This is a genomic window from Pseudomonas sp. TWI628 (genome assembly GCF_039673865.1).
In the GTDB taxonomy this organism is placed as follows: Bacteria; Pseudomonadota; Gammaproteobacteria; order Pseudomonadales; family Pseudomonadaceae; genus Aquipseudomonas.
The window spans coordinates 102084-118877 of sequence record NZ_JBDJMM010000013.1 but is presented as its reverse complement, the minus strand read 5'-3'; the positions used below and the strand labels follow the sequence as shown (position 1 = coordinate 118877).

15 protein-coding genes are annotated in these 16794 nt (G+C 62.8%); 14 read left to right on the top strand and 1 reads right to left on the bottom strand.

Annotation, left to right across the window (positions count from 1 at the left end):
- Positions 1 to 29 precede the first annotated feature (29 nt).
- From ABE528_RS12280 to ABE528_RS12260, 5 genes are all read left to right on the top strand, one after another.
- Positions 30 to 947, top strand: coding sequence for a pyridoxal-phosphate dependent enzyme (locus ABE528_RS12280; RefSeq protein ID WP_346653112.1), 918 nt, complete (start codon positions 30 to 32; stop codon positions 945 to 947).
- Positions 948 to 1158: 211 nt separating this feature from the next.
- Positions 1159 to 2256: a carboxynorspermidine decarboxylase gene (locus ABE528_RS12275; RefSeq protein ID WP_346653111.1), complete on the top strand. Its 1098-nt coding sequence runs from the start codon at positions 1159 to 1161 to the stop codon at positions 2254 to 2256.
- Positions 2257 to 2289: 33 nt separating this feature from the next.
- Positions 2290 to 3534, top strand: coding sequence for a saccharopine dehydrogenase family protein (locus ABE528_RS12270; RefSeq protein WP_054887353.1), 1245 nt, complete (start codon positions 2290 to 2292; stop codon positions 3532 to 3534).
- A 188-nt stretch (positions 3535 to 3722) separates the two neighbouring features.
- Positions 3723 to 4229: a hypothetical protein gene (locus ABE528_RS12265; protein ID WP_152957835.1), complete on the top strand. Its 507-nt coding sequence runs from the start codon at positions 3723 to 3725 to the stop codon at positions 4227 to 4229.
- Positions 4230 to 4303: 74 nt separating this feature from the next.
- The gene (locus tag ABE528_RS12260; protein ID WP_346653110.1) at positions 4304 to 4783 is read left to right on the top strand and encodes a hypothetical protein; all 480 of its coding nucleotides are present in this window, start codon (positions 4304 to 4306) and stop codon (positions 4781 to 4783) included.
- A gap of 95 nt (positions 4784 to 4878) precedes the next feature.
- Here the strand turns inward: ABE528_RS12260 and ABE528_RS12255 are convergent, their stop codons facing one another.
- Positions 4879 to 5925 (bottom strand): class I SAM-dependent methyltransferase, encoded by a 1047-nt coding sequence (locus ABE528_RS12255; protein WP_152957833.1) that lies wholly within the window; start codon positions 5923 to 5925, stop codon positions 4879 to 4881.
- A 581-nt stretch (positions 5926 to 6506) separates the two neighbouring features.
- On the opposite strand from ABE528_RS12255, the gene ABE528_RS12250 reads away from it, so the two are divergent.
- The 9 genes from ABE528_RS12250 to ABE528_RS12210 all read left to right on the top strand — a co-directional run bounded on the left by ABE528_RS12250 (position 6507) and on the right by ABE528_RS12210 (position 16785).
- A complete protein-coding gene (locus tag ABE528_RS12250; protein WP_152957832.1) occupies positions 6507 to 7829 on the top strand; it encodes a UDP-glucose/GDP-mannose dehydrogenase family protein in 1323 nt (440 codons plus the stop codon).
- 2 nt (positions 7830 to 7831) lie between these two features.
- On the top strand, positions 7832 to 8848 hold the full coding sequence (locus tag ABE528_RS12245; protein WP_152957831.1) for an NAD-dependent epimerase: 1017 nt from the start codon (positions 7832 to 7834) through the stop codon (positions 8846 to 8848).
- On the top strand, positions 8841 to 9584 hold the full coding sequence (locus ABE528_RS12240) for a glycosyltransferase family 2 protein (protein WP_346653109.1): 744 nt from the start codon (positions 8841 to 8843) through the stop codon (positions 9582 to 9584). The genes ABE528_RS12245 and ABE528_RS12240 overlap by 8 nt, the downstream gene beginning before the upstream one ends.
- Entirely contained in the window at positions 9581 to 9853 is a 273-nt protein-coding gene (locus tag ABE528_RS12235; RefSeq protein ID WP_152957829.1) for a lipid-A-disaccharide synthase N-terminal domain-containing protein, read from the top strand. Before ABE528_RS12240 ends, ABE528_RS12235 begins: the two co-directional genes overlap by 4 nt.
- Positions 9854 to 9856: 3 nt before the next feature.
- Positions 9857 to 11413: a glycosyltransferase family 39 protein gene (locus ABE528_RS12230; protein WP_346653108.1), complete on the top strand. Its 1557-nt coding sequence runs from the start codon at positions 9857 to 9859 to the stop codon at positions 11411 to 11413.
- The gene (locus tag ABE528_RS12225; protein WP_152957827.1) at positions 11410 to 12372 is read left to right on the top strand and encodes an SdiA-regulated domain-containing protein; all 963 of its coding nucleotides are present in this window, start codon (positions 11410 to 11412) and stop codon (positions 12370 to 12372) included. The genes ABE528_RS12230 and ABE528_RS12225 overlap by 4 nt, the downstream gene beginning before the upstream one ends.
- Positions 12373 to 12454: 82 nt before the next feature.
- Positions 12455 to 13675, top strand: a complete 1221-nt coding sequence (locus ABE528_RS12220) for a putative DNA modification/repair radical SAM protein (protein ID WP_346653107.1) — start codon at positions 12455 to 12457, stop codon at positions 13673 to 13675.
- Positions 13666 to 14505 carry a TIGR03915 family putative DNA repair protein gene (locus ABE528_RS12215; RefSeq protein WP_346653106.1) on the top strand — a complete coding sequence of 280 codons (840 nt, stop codon included), beginning with the start codon at positions 13666 to 13668 and terminating at the stop codon, positions 14503 to 14505. The genes ABE528_RS12220 and ABE528_RS12215 overlap by 10 nt, the downstream gene beginning before the upstream one ends.
- A 123-nt stretch (positions 14506 to 14628) precedes the next feature.
- Complete coding sequence (locus ABE528_RS12210) at positions 14629 to 16785, top strand: TonB-dependent siderophore receptor (protein WP_152957824.1); 2157 nt, start codon at positions 14629 to 14631, stop codon at positions 16783 to 16785.
- Positions 16786 to 16794: the final 9 nt, after the last annotated feature.

The window sequence follows — 16794 nt, the reverse complement described above, 5'->3', positions numbered from 1 at the left end:
CCTTTGTGTTGCGCAATCAGAAGGTTTTCATGCCCCTCCATATCCAGACGCCCCTCGTCGAATCCCGCCCCCTTTCGCTGGCCGCTGGCCGTTCGGTGTGGCTCAAGCTCGATGCCCTGCAGCCGTGCGGCTCGTTCAAGCTGCGCGGAGTCGGCCATGCCTGCGAGGTGCACCACGCCCGTGGTGCGCGCCATTTCGTCTCCTCGTCGGGCGGCAATGCCGGGCTGGCCGTGGCCTATGCCGGGCGCAAGCTGGGGGTGCCGGTGACCGTGGTGGTGCCTGAGACCACTACCGAGCGGGCCAAGGAACTGCTGCGCCTGGAAGACGCCAAGGTGGTGGTGCATGGCAGCTCATGGCAAGAGGCCAACGAGTTGGCACTGACCCTGGTCGGTGCGGGCGATGCCTTCATCCACCCGTTCGACGACCCGCTGCTGTGGGCCGGGCATGCCAGCCTGGTCGATGAAGTGGCGGCGAGCGGGTTCAAACCGGGTGCGGTGGTGCTGTCGGTGGGCGGCGGCGGCCTGCTCAGCGGTGTGGTCGAGGGCTTGCAGCGCAATGGCTGGGGCGATGTGCCGGTGCTGGCGGTGGAAACCACCGGGGCCGCTTCGCTGCATGCCGCCATGCAGGCCGGGCACACGGTGGAGCTGCCACGCATCGCTTCGGTGGCCAGTTCGCTGGGCGCCAAGCGCGTGGCCGAACAGGCGCTGGCCTGTACCCGACAGCATCCGGTGCAAAGCCACCTGGTCAGTGATCGGGCAGCGCTGGAGGCCTGCGAGCGGTTCCTGCTGGACCATCGGGTGCTGGTGGAGCCGGCGTGTGGCGCGGCATTGGCACTGGCTTATGAAGCCGCTGCCCTGGCCAGCTACCAGCACGTGCTGGTAGTGGTTTGTGGCGGGGCCACTGCTACGCTGGAGCAGATTCAGGCCTGGCTTAAGCAGGTCGATTGACGCGCCCCGCGAAAGGGCCGGAACAGGAAATTGAACGTCGCTGTCATCAGGATGTTCATTTCCCCCTGTACTACTGAACCCGCCACTGCCGAAACATTTCACCTGCAACCACCGCCACGCAGACGAAATACACCATCCGCCCTTTCGATCTGCGGCAAGTGAAGGCACAATGCGGGTCTTTTTTTTGGCCGGCCTGGCCGGGGGCCTTTAAATGATCAAGACGCCGTACTACCTCATCGACAAAACCAAGCTCCTGAGCAACATGGAGAAGATCGCCTACGTGCGCGAAAACTCCGGTGCCAAGGCGCTGCTCGCCCTCAAGTGCTTCGCTACCTGGTCGGTGTTCGACCTGATGCAGCAGTACATGGACGGCACCACTTCGTCCTCGCTGTTCGAGCTCAAGCTCGGCCGCCAGAAATTCGCTGGCGAAACCCACGCCTACAGCGTGGCCTGGGCCGATGACGAAATCGAGGAAATGCTCGAGAACTGCGACAAGATCATCTTCAACTCGATCGGCCAACTGCAGCGCTTCGCCGAACAGTCCGAAGGCAAGGTCCGCGGCCTGCGCGTCAACCCGCAAGTGAGCAGCTCCGACTACCTGCTGGCCGACCCGGCCCGCCCGTTCAGCCGCCTCGGCGAATGGGACCCGGTGAAGATCGAACAGGTGATCGAACAGATCTCCGGGTTCATGTTCCACAACAACTGCGAGAACGGTGATTTCGGCCTGTTCGACAAGATGCTGTCGCACATCGAAGAACGCTTCGGCCACCTGCTGCACAAGGTCGAGTGGGTCAGCCTGGGTGGCGGCATCCACTTCACCGGCGAAGGCTATGCACTGGACGCCTTCTGCGCGCGCCTGAAAGCCTTCTCCGAGCAATACGGCGTGCAGGTCTACCTGGAGCCGGGCGAAGCGGCCATCACCAACAGCGCCTCGCTGGAAGTGACCGTGCTCGACACCCTGTACAACGGCAAGCACCTGGCCGTGGTCGACAGCTCGATCGAAGCACACCTGCTCGACCTGCTGATCTACCGCCTCAACGCCAAGATGGCCCCCAACGACGGCGAGCACACCTACATGGTCTGCGGCAAGTCGTGCCTGGCCGGTGACATCTTCGGCGAGTACCAATTCGATCGTCCGCTGGCCATCGGCGACCGCCTGTCGTTCATCGACACGGCCGGCTACACCATGGTCAAGAAAAACTGGTTCAACGGCCTGAAGATGCCATCGATCGTGGTCAAGCAGCTCGACGGCAGCGTCGAGGTGGTCCGCGATTTCGGTTTCGAAGACTACGTTTCCAGCCTGTCGTAAGACCGGCTTTCCAAGTAAGGAGCAAAAGTTAAATTGAAGAAGAACGTTCTTATCATTGGTGCAGGAGGTGTCGCCAAGGTGGTGGCCCACAAGTGCGCGCAGCATAACGACGAACTGGGTCGTATCGCTATCGCGTCACGGAACATCTCCAAATGCCAGGCCATCATCGACAGCGTCAAGGCCAAGGGTAGCCTCAAGGTACCCGCCGACATCCAGGCCTTCTCGCTCAACGCCCTCGATGTCGAGGCGACCAAGGCACTGATCCGCGAGACCGAATCGCAGATCGTGATCAACGTCGGTTCCGCTTTCCTTAACATGTCGGTGCTGCGTGCCTGCATCGATACCGGTGTCGCCTACCTGGACACCGCCATCCACGAAGAGCCGGGCAAGATCTGCGAGACCCCGCCGTGGTACGGCAACTACGAGTGGAAACACCTCGAAGAGTGCCAACAAAAGAACATTACCGCCATTCTCGGCGTCGGTTTCGACCCGGGTGTGGTGAACAGCTACGCAAAACTTGCGCAGCAGCAATACTTCGACAGCATTGATTCGATCGACATTCTCGACGTCAATGCCGGTTCGCACGGCAAGTACTTCGCCACCAACTTCGACCCGGAAATCAACTTCCGCGAGTTTACCGGGCAAGTGTGGAGCTGGCAGAACAGCCAGTGGACCAGCAACACCATGTTCGAAGTCAAGCGTACCGACGACCTGCCGGTAGTAGGTTCGCAGAACCTGTACCTGACTGGCCATGACGAAGTTCATTCGATCTCGAAGAACCTCAACGTGCCTAACGTGCGTTTCTGGATGAGCTTCGGCGAGCACTACATCAATGTGTTCACCGTGCTGAAGAACCTTGGCCTGCTCTCCGAGCAACCGGTAAAAACTGCCGAAGGCCTGGAAGTGGTCCCGCTGAAAGTGGTCAAGGCCGTGCTGCCTGACCCGGCCTCGCTGGCCCCGGGCTACACCGGCAAGACCTGCATCGGTGACCTGGTCAAGGGCACCAAGGACGGTAAGCCGCGCGAAGTGTTCATCTACAACGTGGCCGACCACGAAGAAGCCTACGCCGAGACCGACAGCCAGGGCATTTCCTACACCGCCGGTGTACCGCCAGTGGCCGCGGCCCTGCTGGTCGCCCGTGGCGAGTGGGATGCCAAGCGCATGGTCAACGTCGAGGAACTGCCAGCCGAGCCGTTCCTCAAGGCGCTCGACGTGATGGGCCTGCCGACCCGCGTGAAAGATGAAAATGGCGATCGTCCCTGGGACGCTGAAGCCTAAGCAGTAAACCAGAAGGGGTGCCAACAGGGCGCCCCTTCTGCATTTCAGGCCCGAAATGAATGCCGATGCAGGTTGCCTTCATTTCCTGCTGCCAGGAAATACTACCGAATCGTTCACTCCCGCCTGTTATCGCTAGGGTGGCCCTGCTCGGAGACCCACCGTTTCTGATCTTTGCCACAGGAAGCGCTATGAACAGTGAAACAGTTTCCCCGTATTGGGCAGAACAGACGTTTATTGGAAAATTGTACGTCCAGGTACAAAACCAAAAAGCCGCTATTAATGTAGGCAACGAACCTTCAATAGCTGCTGAAAACGAAGATTCGTTAAGGGGCCCAACTCCACCCCCTACTCCCATCCCCTTGCTCATGCCTGGCACTCAGGAAGCATTCAAGCTCGTCTTCAAGTTCAGCAGCAAGTCGTCGAATCGCTTCAGCTATCAGTTGCTGGATGCGGCTGGCCCGGCCTGTTGTACGCTTGACGAACACGGCCACATCATACTCAGCGGCGCACAACAGACCACCTTTGAACTTGAAGTGCTTTCAGCACAGGCCAATTCGCTGCGCTGCATCATGTACAGCAATAACCAGAAGATAAGGCTTTTCCGTTACGCGTTCACGAGGCCTAGGCCACGACAGGTAGAAGTGCTGAGGCTCAACGTCGGCGCTGCCTGCGAATTCGTGATCGAGCGCTGTTGAAGCATGCAGACGCCTATTCCTACCTCCACCGTTACGCTACTGAATAGCCGACCCGTGTATCCCAGGAGTTTCTTATGCCTGTAGTACAACCCGCACACTGGATTCAACGCTCCTCATTCATCGGCAAGCTCTATTTGCTTGATCAAAGCAAGCGTATACCTCTTTCCCTGACCAACGCAGGGCTGTTTGAGTTTGCTGCCAATGACTGGCTGCAGGCTGGGGGATCCAGTGACTCCCCGGCCATGCTGTTCCACTATCACTCTGAATCGCCCGACCGAATCAATGTCACGGTCTCGCTTTTCGACAAGCGTGTTGCAACGCTGGATGTCAGCCGAAACAACTACCTCGGGTTCTATACGAATCAGGACAAGCAGGCCATCTTCAAGCTGCAGCCCCGCGAATGGAGTAAAGATACCCTGAAGTGTTATTTTCGCGATCAACAGGACAACCCCATCAAACGCATCGCAGGTGCCCCCGGCAACCTGGCAGAAGCCGCCTATCTGACCGTTGCTGCTGGAACCCAGCATGAATTCCTTGTTGTTCGCACAAACTGACGCTTGACCCGCTCTGGCCTTATCTGCCGTTGGTTGGCTTCGAGGTGGGTTACCCCACCTCGATCCCAGGTTACCGGGCCGTACCTGAAAATGCCTTATTTACGAGCCTCCAGGATCAGGTTGAACGGCGTCTGCGTTGCCCGCCGGAACCGTGTGAACCCCGCCTCCTCGAACACCGCCCGCAACCGCGCCTCCCCAGCCTGCGCCCCTAACCCCAGCCCCACTTCCTGGGACAGCGAATTGGGCGTGCAGATGAACGTCGACGCCGCATAGAACAAGCGCCCGACAGGCGTCAGGTTGCCTTCCAGCGAATCCTCGGCATAAGGCTCCACCAGCATCACCGTGCCATCCGCCTTCAACGCCCGGTAGGCATGCTTCGCCGCACCCACCGGGTCGCCCATGTCGTGCAGGCAATCGAAGAAGCACACCAGGTCATGGTCATGCCCTGGATAGTCCTTGGCCGATGCCTGCTCGAAGCTCACACGCCCCGCCAGCCCAGCCTCGCGCGCACGTTCGCTGGCCGTGGCAATGGACGGCGCGTGATAGTCGTAGCCCGTAAAAGTAGAAGCCGGAAACGCCTCGGCCAGGACCAGGGTCGAAGCGCCATGGCCGCAACCGACGTCCGCCACCTTGGCCCCGGCCTGCAGCTTGGCCACCACGCCTTCCAGCGCCGGCAGCCAGTCCGCCACGAGAAAGGTGCGGTAACCGGGCCTGAAGAACCGCTCGGTGCCACTGAACATGCATGGGTGGTGATCGCCCCAGGCCAGCCCGCCGTCGCCGCGCATGGCCGCTACCAGCTTGTCCTTGTCATGGAACAGTGCTGCGATCACTGCCGCACCACCCGCCATGTAGGCCGGCGAGTCTTCCAGGGCCAGGGCCATGGCCTGCTCTTCAGGCAGAACGAACGTGCCCTTGTCATGCACCATGTAGCCGGAGGCTGCCTGGGCGTTGAGCCACTCGCGCACCAGCCGTGGGTGGCAGCCAGTCTTTGCCGCCAGTGCCTCGGGGCTGGTCGGCTGGCTGTCGGCCATGGCCCGGTACAGCCCCAGTTCATCGCCGAGGATGACATTGGCCAGGGTCGCCGCAGCGCCCATGTCACCCACCAGCTTGCCCATGAATTCGTGAAGCCTTGCCTCGTCCATGACCTGCCCTCCTCTGCAAGAAGGCCACCGTCGACGAGGAAATCCGGTTCGAGGGGAGCGGTGGTCAGTAGGATGAATGGATGTATATCCGTTATGAGTCTAGCCCCTCGACGTATTTCGCGGGCAAGGCGAACTAACTGAAGCAGGCAAACAGTGCATGAAACCCGCAACAAGCAAACTTATAGGCATCGAGTGTCATACAACTGACATCTCTTAGTGCAACTTGTCCTAAGAAACCCAAGGCCTATTCTGGCGCTTCGCTAGTAGCTGTCTATGCTCTGGCATTGTGCCGACCCTTCCGGGGTTTCCACACGTCATGTTTATTCGGTTGTAACTTCCCTCAACTTCCTGGCCTGCGCCAGGCGCTTTTTTTGTGCGCCAAGAAGATGAGTTTGCTTGCCATTTGCAAAGCAAACGTGTGCACACGCAAGAGGCCTTCTGAACCGGGCTCAAGTAACAAAATTTAAACAAAAATGTGACATTTTTTTTCAGCTTTTTCGCCAAGGATCTCTGCGGCCACATCCCAGGCACCTGCGCGAGCAGGGGTACTGCCCGTACAGGTTCACACCATGGAGCTTTGAATGAAGGTTACGGTTTTCGGTACCGGCTATGTCGGCCTTACCCAGGCAGTATGCCTGGCTCAGGTGGGGCACTCGGTGCTATGCATGGATATCAACGCCGAGCGGGTGGCGGCGCTCAGCGAGGGGCATTGCCCGATCTTCGAGCCCGGCCTTGCGCCCCTGCTGGAGAAGAACCTGGCCTGCGGCCGCCTGCGTTTCACCACCGATGCCGCTGAAGCGGCGCAGTACGCCAGGTTGCAGTTCATCGCCGTCGGCACCCCGCCACAGGCCGATGGCAGCGCCGACATGCGCTATGTATTCCGCGTGATCGACAGCATCCTCGAACATGCCGATGGCCCCAAGGTCATCGTCAACAAGTCCACCTCGCCGGTCGGCACGGTAGAGCGCATCAAGGCGCGGATCAGCCAGGCGGTGGCCGACGCGGAACGCTACCAGGTGATCAGCAACCCCGAGTTCCTCAAGGAAGGCTCGGCAGTCGATGACTGCCTGCGCCCGGACCGCATCATCATCGGCGGTGCCGCACCGGCCGAGGTCGAACTGCTGCGCGAGCTGTACCAGCCGTTCAGCCGCAACCGCGAGAAAATCATGGTCATGGACGCGCGCAGCGCCGAGCTGACCAAGTACGCCGCCAACTGCATGCTGGCAACCAAGATTTCCTTCATCAATGAAATGGCCAACCTGGCCGAGCACCTGGGCGCCGACATCGAAATGGTTCGCCGCGGCATCGGCTCGGACCCGCGCATTGGCTACGACTTCATCTACCCCGGCTGCGGCTTCGGTGGCTCGTGCTTCCCCAAGGACCTGCAGGCGCTGCGCAGGACAGCCGAGACCGAAGGCTTCGACCCGCTGCTGCTGGGCGCGGTCGAGGCGGTCAACCAGCGGCAGAAGAGCCGGCTGTTCAGCAAGATCCAGCGCCACTACCCCGGTGGCCTGCACGGCAAGGTCTTCGCCTTGTGGGGGCTCTCGTTCAAGCCCAACACCGATGACATCCGCGAAGCCTCCAGCCTGGTGCTGCTCGAAGCACTGTGGGCCGCTGGCGCCAGCGTCCAGGCCCACGACCCGCAAGCCATGGAAGAGATCCAGCGGCACTACGGCGCTCGCCCCGACCTGAAACTGGTGCCGTGCAAGGACGACGCCCTGCTGGGTGCCGACGCCCTGGTGATCGTCACCGAGTGGCAGGACTACCGGGTACTGAACCTGGACAAGGTCCCGCAGCAACTGGCTGACCGCGTGGTGTTCGACGGCCGCAACCTGTTCGAACCCGAGCACATGGCCGCCGCCGGCCTCACCTATTACGGCATTGGCCGTGGCCAGGTGCAATGACCATGCCCGTACTGATCACCGGCGCAGCCGGATTCATTGGTTTCCACCTGGCCCGCCGTCTGTGCGAAGCGGGCATCGAAGTGATGGGCATCGACAACCTCAACGCCTACTACAGCGTCGAGCTCAAACTGGCGCGCCTGCAACAGTTGCTCGCCTACCCCAATTTCCGCTTCCAGACCGTCGACATCGCCAACGCCGCCGACATGCAGCAACTGTTCGCCGGGCAGCCGTTCAGCGAAGTGATCCACCTGGCGGCACAGGCGGGGGTGCGCTACTCGCTGGACAACCCCGCAGTCTATGGGCAGTCCAACCTGACCGGTTTTCTCAACCTGCTCGAAGCCTGCCGCCAGCACCCACCGCGCCACCTGATCTATGCCTCCAGCAGTTCGGTGTACGGCGCCAATACCAAGCAGCCGTTCAGCATCGAAGACCCCGTCGAACAGCCGATTTCGCTGTATGCCGCGAGCAAGCGCGCCAACGAGCTGATGGCGCACAGCTACGCGCACTTGTACCAGCTGCCGATCACCGGCCTGCGCTTCTTCACCGTCTATGGCCCGTGGGGCCGCCCCGACATGGCGCTGTTCAAGTTCACCCGGGCGATGCTCGACGGCCAGCCGATCGAGATCTACAACCACGGCCAGATGGCGCGCGACTTCACCTACATCGACGACATCGTCGAAAGCATCCTGCGCCTGCGCCTGAAACCACCACAGCCGGACGCCGGGCAGCCGCCCTGCCAGTTGTTCAACATCGGCCGCGGCCAGCCGGTACGGTTGCTGGAGTTCGTCGAGTGCCTGGAGAACGCGCTGGGCATCAAGGCCCGCCGCAAGTACCTGCCCCTGCAGGCGGGTGACGTGCTGGAAACCTGGGCGGATGTGGACTCACTGACACGCTGGATCGATTTTTCGCCGAGCACCCCGCTGGAGCACGGCGTCGCCGCTTTCGTTGGCTGGTACCGGGACTTCTACCGGGCCCGACCACGCAATCAATACAAGAACACAGGTAGCCTCAATGACTGATCCACTTGACCTCTCGGTACTGATCCCCGCCAAGAATGAGGTCGACAACCTGCCGGCATTGCTGGCGGAAATTCGCACGGCACTGGCCAATGAAAATTACGAAGTGCTGGTGGTCGACGACGGCAGCACTGACCAGACGCTCAACATGCTGCGCCAACTCAAGCAGCAAGGCTTCACCCAATTGCGCATCCTGCGCCACGACCGCTCGCTGGGGCAGAGCACTTCCATCTGGCACGCCGCCCAGGCTGCCCGCGGCCGCTGGCTGGCCACCCTCGACGGCGACGGGCAGAACGACCCGGCCGACATCCCCGGCATGCTCGCCCTGGTGCGCGGCAACCAAGACCTCGGCGGCGGCATCAAGCTGGTCGCCGGGCACCGCGTCAACCGCCGCGATACCGCCAGCAAGCGCTGGGCCTCGCGCTTTGCCAACGGCCTGCGCAGCCGCCTGCTCAAGGACGCCACGCCAGACACCGGCTGCGGCCTGAAACTGATCGACCGCGACGCCTTCCTGCGCCTGCCCTATTTCGACCACATGCACCGCTACATTCCGGCGCTGATCCTGCGCCACAAGGGCCGCATGCTGGTGCACCCGGTGAACCATCGCCCGCGCCATGCCGGGGTGTCCAAGTACGGCAACCTGGACCGCGCCCTGGTCGGCATTCTCGACCTGGTCGGGGTCTGGTGGCTGATCCGCCGCACGCGCCTCGACAGCCAACCCCAGGAGCTCGAAGGATGACCCGCGAAACCCTCTGGCTGATCGTCGGCTTCGCCGGTCAGGTCGTGTTCACCGGCCGCTTCGTCCTGCAGTGGCTGTACAGCGAATTCAAGAAACGCAGCGTGATCCCGGTGGGCTTCTGGTACCTGAGCATGCTCGGCAGCGCCCTGCTGCTGGTCTACGCCATCTACCGCGAAGACCCGGTGTTCATCATCGGCCAGTCGTTCGGCCTGCTGGTCTACCTACGCAACCTGCAATTGATTGCCCGACACAAAGAGCAGAAGGAATAGCCCTTGCCAAGGTTCAAGACGCTTGGGGCCGAACGCCTGGCCCTGGTTGTACTCGCGGTATTGCTGGTGGGGGCCGGTATCGGCTGGCGCCAGCCGATGAACGTCGATGAAGAGCGCTTTCTCGGCGTTGCCCTGGAAATGCTCCAGAGCGGCAACTGGTTCATCCCCCACCGCGCAGCGGAAATCTACGGCGACAAGCCCCCGTTGTTCATGTGGACCGTGGCCCTGTTCAGCTACCTGACCGGCTCGCCCAAGGTGGCCCTGTACCTGCCGGGGCTGATGTCCGCAGCAACCATTACCCTGGTGCTGCATGACCTGGGGCGGCGCCTGTGGACCCGGCGCATCGGCGTGATTGCCGCGCTGCTGTTCCTGGCGACCTACCAGAGCTACAGCATCCTGCGTACCGGGCAGATCGACAGCTACCTGTGCCTGTGGGTGGCGCTGGGCCTGTACGGCATGGTCCGCCACCTGTTGCTCGGGCCTGCGTGGGGCTGGTTCTATCTGGCCTGCGCAGCCATGGGCCTGGGCATCATCAGCAAGGGCGTGGGGTTTGTCCCGGCACTGATGCTGCTGCCTTATGCCTGGGCCGTGCGCAAAGGTTGGCGCGGCGTGGTGGCGTATCCCGGCCAGGGTTGGCGCTGGAGCCTGGGTTTTGTCTGGCTGCTGGCAGGCTGCGCGGTATGGCTGCTGCCACTGCTGATTTCCATTACCCATGGCGGCGGTGCGGCGGAGCTGGCCTATCTGAAAGAGATTCTGCTGCGCCAGACCGCCAACCGCTATACCAATGCCTGGGACCATCGCGAGCCGTTCTGGTACTTCTTCGTCAAGGTCATCCCGCAGTACTGGCTGCCACTGATCCTGGCCTTGCCGTGGCTGGTCCCGGCCTGGCGCCGGCAGTTGCAAAAACGCGATGGGCGCTTCCTCCTGCTGCTCGGCTGGGTGGCCCTGGTGCTGCTGTTCTTCAGCCTCAGCAGCGGCAAGCGCAAGCTGTACATCTTCCCGGCCCTGCCCGGCCTGGTACTGGCCATCGCCCCGCTGGTGCCGTGGCTGCTCAAGCGCTGGTTGCAGCGCCGCCCCGGCTGGCGCAAGGCGTTTACGGCCATTGCCTTGGCGTGGTTCTGCCTGTGGTTCGCCCGCGGCTTCGTCGAGCCGCTCAAGGAAGGCCGCAACCCCCACGAAACCTTGATGGCCGACGCCGCACGCGCCACCGGTGGCGCCGAACTGGTGCTGGTCAACTGGCGTGAAGGGCACTGGCTGTTCGCCCGTCAACCCATCGTTCATTTCGGTTTTGCCAACCAGTCCAAGCCGGAAACGGCGGTGTACTGGTTACGCCACAACCCCACGGCCTTCGCCCTGGTTCCGGAGACCGAACTGGGCCGCTGCTTCAACCCCGACAAGGCCCACCGGCTGGGCGATACCTCGCGCGCGGAGTGGTACGTGGTTGGTGCCGATGCCGACAACGGCCAATGCCAGCCAGCCGAACCTGAACAGGTCTACCACTTCGCCTGGGCCAACACGCCCGCAAACCTGCAAACCGCAGCACAGGGGCACGCACAATGACTACCCAGACCCTGCCAGCCCCACGCCGGCATCTGTGGCGACGCTTGAACCGTTGGGGCCAGATCGGCGCAGTCAGCGTACTGCTGGCCATGGCCCTGGTGGGCATCGAAGCCGCCCGCTCGTTCTGGCCGCAACAGATCTACGCGCACCTGAGCAACCGCTGGACCGGCGACACCGCGCCCGGCAAGAACGTCTGGCTGCCGGACTTCAAGGTCACGATCGACGCCAAGGTGGTGGAGCCAAGCCTGACCAACCTCTCCGGCATCACCTACGACTACGACCGTGACCGCCTGCTGGCAATCACCAATGGTGTGCCCATGGAATTGCTGGAGTTGAGCAAGACCGGCGACATCGTGGCGCGCTATCCACTGGTGGACTTCGAAGACACCGAGGGCCTGGCCTACATGGGCAATGGCCGCCTGGCCATCAGCGACGAGCAGATGCAACGGCTGGATGTGATCACCCTGCCCGACCACCCGCAGCCGATCCATGCCAGCGAGGCCCAGTGGGTCACCCTCGACATCAACCCGACCCACCGCAACAAGGGCTTCGAGGGGGTGGCTTACGACCGCCAGCATGACCGCCTGTTCGCCATCAAGGAGCGTGACCCACGGCAGCTGTTCACCGTGACCGGCATGCTCACCGCGCTCAGTGGTGGGCCCCTGCAGTTGACCGTCGCCGACCGCCGCGACTGGGTCAAGCGCAGCATATACGCCACCGACCTGTCCGACGGCTACTACGACCCGCGGACCGGCCACCTGCTGGTGCTCAGCGACCAGTCGAAGAACATCACCGAGCTCGATGGTGATGGCCGCTTCGTCAGCATCCGTTCGCTGCGTACCTGGCTGGGTGGGCTGCACCGTGACGCCCCGCAGCCCGAAGGCATGACCATGGACAGCGCCGGCAACCTGTATGTCGTCAGCGAGCCCAACCTGTTCTACCGCTTCAGCAAGCCCTGACCTCGCCCATCCGGCTCTGGGCCCTTGCAATTGGACAAGTCTCGAAATACTGTATGAATAATCAGTATTTCGAGACATCCTCATGCAGCTCATCGCCAAACTCGGCATTCTCGCCGATGCCGCCAAATACGATGCCTCATGCGCCAGCAGCGGCGCGCCGAAACGCAGTTCGCGCGGCAGCGATGGTCTGGGCGCGACCGACGGCATGGGCATCTGCCACAGCTATACCCCCGATGGCCGCTGCGTGTCGCTGCTCAAGGTACTGCTCACCAACTTCTGCCTGTATGACTGCCAGTACTGCGTCAACCGCCGCTCCAGCAACGTGCCACGGGCCCGTTTCAGCCCCGAGGAAGTGGTGCGCCTGACACTGGATTTCTACCGGCGCAACTGCATCAGCGGCCTGTTCCTCAGCTCCGGCATCATCCGCTCGGCCGACTACACCATGGAGCAGCTGATCCGGGTGGCGCGCCTGCTGCGCGAAGAACACAACTTCCGTGGCTACATCCACCTCAAGACCATCCCCGATGCCGACCCGTTGCTGATCGAGGAAGCCGGGCGCCTGGCCGACCGCCTCAGCGTCAACATCGAACTGCCCACCGAAGCCAGCCTCAAGCGCCTGGCCCCGGAAAAGCAGGCGCATACCATTCGCCAGGCCATGGGCGTGATCCAGCAGGGCCAGCAGGCAGTGGCCGGTGAGCCGAAAGCACCACGCTTCACCCCGGCCGGGCAGAGTACCCAGGTCATCGTCGGCGCCGACGCCACCGACGACAGCACCTTGCTGCGCAACGCCGAATCGCTGTACCAGGGCTATGGGCTCAAGCGCGTCTACTACTCGGCCTTCAGCCCGATCCCCGACAGCCCTGGCAGCGTGCCGCTGGCGGCCCCGCCACTGCTACGCGAACACCGCCTGTACCAGGCCGACTTCCTGCTGCGCGGCTATGGCTACAAGGCCGGCGAACTGCTCGGCCAGGCCGGCAACCTGGCGCTGGACATCGACCCCAAGCTTGCCTGGGCGCTGGCCAACCGCGAGGTGTTCCCGCTGGATGTGAACCGTGCCGAACCTGCACTGCTGGCGCGCATACCCGGCATTGGCCTGCGCAGCGTGCAACGGCTGGTGGCACTGCGCCGCGAGCGGCGCGTGCGCTACGACGACCTGATCCAGCTGCGCTGCGTGCTGGACAAGGCGCGACCATTCATCGTCACCAGCGATTACCGCCCTGCCGATGGCGAGCTGCGCAGTGGCTTGCTCAGGGCACGCCTGCGCGAACCCCAGGCGCCGCAGCAGATGGGCCTGTGGGGGTGATTGCGCTCGACTGCGATGACCAGTTCGCTACCTGGCGCAACCAGGCCCGTACCCTGCTTGGCCATGGCATAGACCCCGCCGACGTGACCTGGGCACAAGGCCCGATCCAGGACCTGCTGGCGCTGCCCCAGCCCCTGCCCGAAGGCCCCGGCCCGTTTCGCGCCAAGGTGCCGGCCGCGTTGCTGTCGCAGCTGCAGCAGGCGGCCCGCTACCGTGGCGAGCAACGCTGGAACCTGCTGTACGAAGTGCTCTGGCGCGTGGCCCACGGCGACCGCACCGCCATGCTGGCCGGTGACCGCCTGGGCAGCGAATTGCAGCGGCGCATCAAGCAGGTCAGCCGCGAGGCGCACCACCTGCATGCGTTCGTGCGCTTCGTGCCGCTGCCAGAGGCGCTGGCCGGCCAGTTGCAGCTGGACCTGGTGGCCTACCACGAACCTGCGCACGACATCCTGGAAAGCGCCAGCGCGCACTTCGCCGACCGCCTTGGGCGCCAGCGCTGGCTGATCGCAACGCCACAGGATGGCATTCGCTTCGACGGCCAGGCATTTGAATATCATCGCCGTTGCCCTAACGATTGGCGGCAATGGGCAAAAAATGCCGAAGATCCCGGTGCCGAACTGTGGCGTACCTATTACCGGCATACCTTCAACCCGGCCCGGCTAAACCCCGATGCCCTGCGCCTGCACATGCCCGGACGGTTCTGGCGCCACCTGCCGGAAGGCATGCTGATCCCGCAACTGGAAGGCCTGGCGCGGCAAGGCAAACAGCGCGATGGGCAGGCACTGGAAGTGGCCAGCCAGCGTGGCAAGAAGATCACCCGCTCCGGGTGACTTGTGAAAATTTTGTAATGGATCTGGCATACCACCTTCCCAAGGCACGACACATCCTGACAAACTGACTGCTAATCATTCTCATAATTAGTTGCATTAGTAGAAGTCAGGAGCCTATCCATCATGTTGTCGCCCCTCGCGCACACGCGCCCCCTCGCCGCCCGTAACCTGCTCACCATGGCCGTATACATGGCCATCGCCACGCCCGCCCTGGCCGAGGACGCCCCCACCACGCTGGAACTGGGCGCCACCGAAATCAGCTCGGACACGCTGGGCAGCACCACCGAGGGCTCGGGCTCCTACACCACCGGCTCCATGTCCACTGCCACCAAGCTGCCGCTGAGCATGCGCGAAACGCCCCAGGCGGTGACCGTGATCACCCGTCAGCGCATGGACGACCAGGCCATGACCAGCATCAACGACGTGGTCAAGGCCACGCCTGGCCTGTTCCTCGACTACTCCAGCGGCCCGGGCCGGCAGACCTACACGGCTCGCGGCTTCGACATCGACAACCTGATGTACGACGGTATCCCCAGCGGCTACACCGGCTACGTGGTCGGTGCCCAACCGAACCTGGCGATGTTCGACCGGGTCGAGGTGGTGCGCGGCGCCACCGGCCTGGTCACCGGTGCCGGCAACCCGTCGGCGGCGATCAACCTGGTGCGCAAGCGGCCGCTGGCCGAGCAGAAGGTCACCCTGACCGGCGCCGCTGGCAGCTGGGACGACTACCGCGGCGAGGTGGATGCCTCCAGCCCGCTCAACGACAGCGGCACCCTGCGCGGACGCGTGGTGGCATCCTACCGTGACGCCAACAGCTACATCGATGACGTCGAGGAAGACCACGGCCTGTTCTATGCGGTGACCGAGGCGGACCTGTCCGATGACACCAGCCTGATGCTCGGTTTCTCGCACCAGAAGGACAAGACCAATAATTTCTGGGGCGCCATGCCCACCGCCCTCGACGGCCATCACATGGGTTTCTCGCGTTCCTACAACCCCGGCAGCGACTGGGAGAACAAGGACCAGCAGATCGATACGGTGTTCGCCGAACTGCGTCAGCGCCTGGCCAATGACTGGAAGCTGCAGGTCAATGCCAACTATGCGCAGCAGCAAGCTACCTTCACCGGGTCCTACCAGTCGCGCTGGGCCGGGCTGCAGGCGCCGCTTGAACGCACGGTGTACCAGTCCAGGCACCAGGAAAACCAGGCTGGCCTGGATGCCTTCGTCAGCGGGCCGTTCGACCTGCTGGGCCGCAGCCATGAGCTGGTGGTCGGCGCCAGCAAGCGCATCTACGACATGGACACGCGCAACTACAGCCCGTACGACATGCACTGGCCGCTCAACGGCAGCAAGCCGAACTTCGTGCACACCGGCAACCAGCGCGAAGTCACCACCCAGGACGGCGTGTACCTCACCACCCGCCTGAACCTGGCCGACCCGCTCAAGCTGATCCTCGGCGGGCGCCTGGACTGGTACGACTACGACAACCGCGATGGCGACGGCGACTACAAGGTCACCCGCAACGTCACCAAATATGCAGGCCTGATCTACGACCTCGACGACCATCACTCGGTGTACGTAAGCTACAGCGACATTTTCACCCCGCAGAGTTCCAAGGATACTTCCGGTACCCCGGTGAAGCCGATCGTGGGCAAGAACTACGAGGTCGGCATCAAGGGCGAATACTTCGACGGCGCGCTCAATGCCAGCATCGCGCTGTTCCGCATCGACCAGGAAAACCGCGCCACCCAGGTATTCGTCGCGAACTGCCCGCAAACGTCCTGCTACGAAGCCTCGGGCGAGGTACGCAGCCAGGGTGTCGACATGGAGCTGCAAGGTGCACTGACCGAGAACTGGCAGGTCGGGGGTGGCTACACCTACGCCCGCGCGCACACCATCAAGGACGCCGCCAACCCCGCCAAGGTCAACCAGCGTTTCGACACCGACACCCCGGAGCACCTGTTCAAGCTGAACACCGTGTACCACTTCCAGGGCCCGCTGGAGAAGCTGCGCGTCGGCGGCAACATCGCCTGGCAGAGCCGCATCTACAACGACTTCACCGTGGCCGATGGCAGCGAGTACCGGCTGGTCCAGGGCGCCTATGCCGTCACCGACCTGATGGCGGGTTACCGGGTCAACCAGCACCTCGACCTGCAGCTCAATGCCAACAACGTGTTCGATCGCAAGTACTATTCGGCCGTTGCCAGTTCGGTGGATTACGCGGGCGATACCTGGGGGGCGCCGCGTAACCTGATGATGACGGCCAAGTACAGTTTCTGATTGTTCGGC

What these genes read in the sequence shown, in the direction of transcription:
- ABE528_RS12225 (WP_152957827.1), top strand. Translation starts at nt 11,410, where the DNA reads ATGACTACCCAGACCCTGCCAGCCCCACGCCGGCATCTGTGGCGACGC.
- ABE528_RS12245 (WP_152957831.1), top strand. Translation starts at nt 7,832, where the DNA reads ATGCCCGTACTGATCACCGGCGCAGCCGGATTCATTGGTTTCCACCTG.
- ABE528_RS12210 (WP_152957824.1), top strand. Translation starts at nt 14,629, where the DNA reads ATGTTGTCGCCCCTCGCGCACACGCGCCCCCTCGCCGCCCGTAACCTG.
- ABE528_RS12260 (WP_346653110.1), top strand. Translation starts at nt 4,304, where the DNA reads ATGCCTGTAGTACAACCCGCACACTGGATTCAACGCTCCTCATTCATC.
- ABE528_RS12275 (WP_346653111.1), top strand. Translation starts at nt 1,159, where the DNA reads ATGATCAAGACGCCGTACTACCTCATCGACAAAACCAAGCTCCTGAGC.
- ABE528_RS12240 (WP_346653109.1), top strand. Translation starts at nt 8,841, where the DNA reads ATGACTGATCCACTTGACCTCTCGGTACTGATCCCCGCCAAGAATGAG.
- ABE528_RS12280 (WP_346653112.1), top strand. Translation starts at nt 30, where the DNA reads ATGCCCCTCCATATCCAGACGCCCCTCGTCGAATCCCGCCCCCTTTCG.
- ABE528_RS12220 (WP_346653107.1), top strand. Translation starts at nt 12,455, where the DNA reads ATGCAGCTCATCGCCAAACTCGGCATTCTCGCCGATGCCGCCAAATAC.
- ABE528_RS12265 (WP_152957835.1), top strand. Translation starts at nt 3,723, where the DNA reads ATGAACAGTGAAACAGTTTCCCCGTATTGGGCAGAACAGACGTTTATT.
- ABE528_RS12235 (WP_152957829.1), top strand. Translation starts at nt 9,581, where the DNA reads ATGACCCGCGAAACCCTCTGGCTGATCGTCGGCTTCGCCGGTCAGGTC.
- ABE528_RS12255 (WP_152957833.1), bottom strand. Translation starts at nt 5,925, where the DNA reads ATGGACGAGGCAAGGCTTCACGAATTCATGGGCAAGCTGGTGGGTGAC.
- ABE528_RS12250 (WP_152957832.1), top strand. Translation starts at nt 6,507, where the DNA reads ATGAAGGTTACGGTTTTCGGTACCGGCTATGTCGGCCTTACCCAGGCA.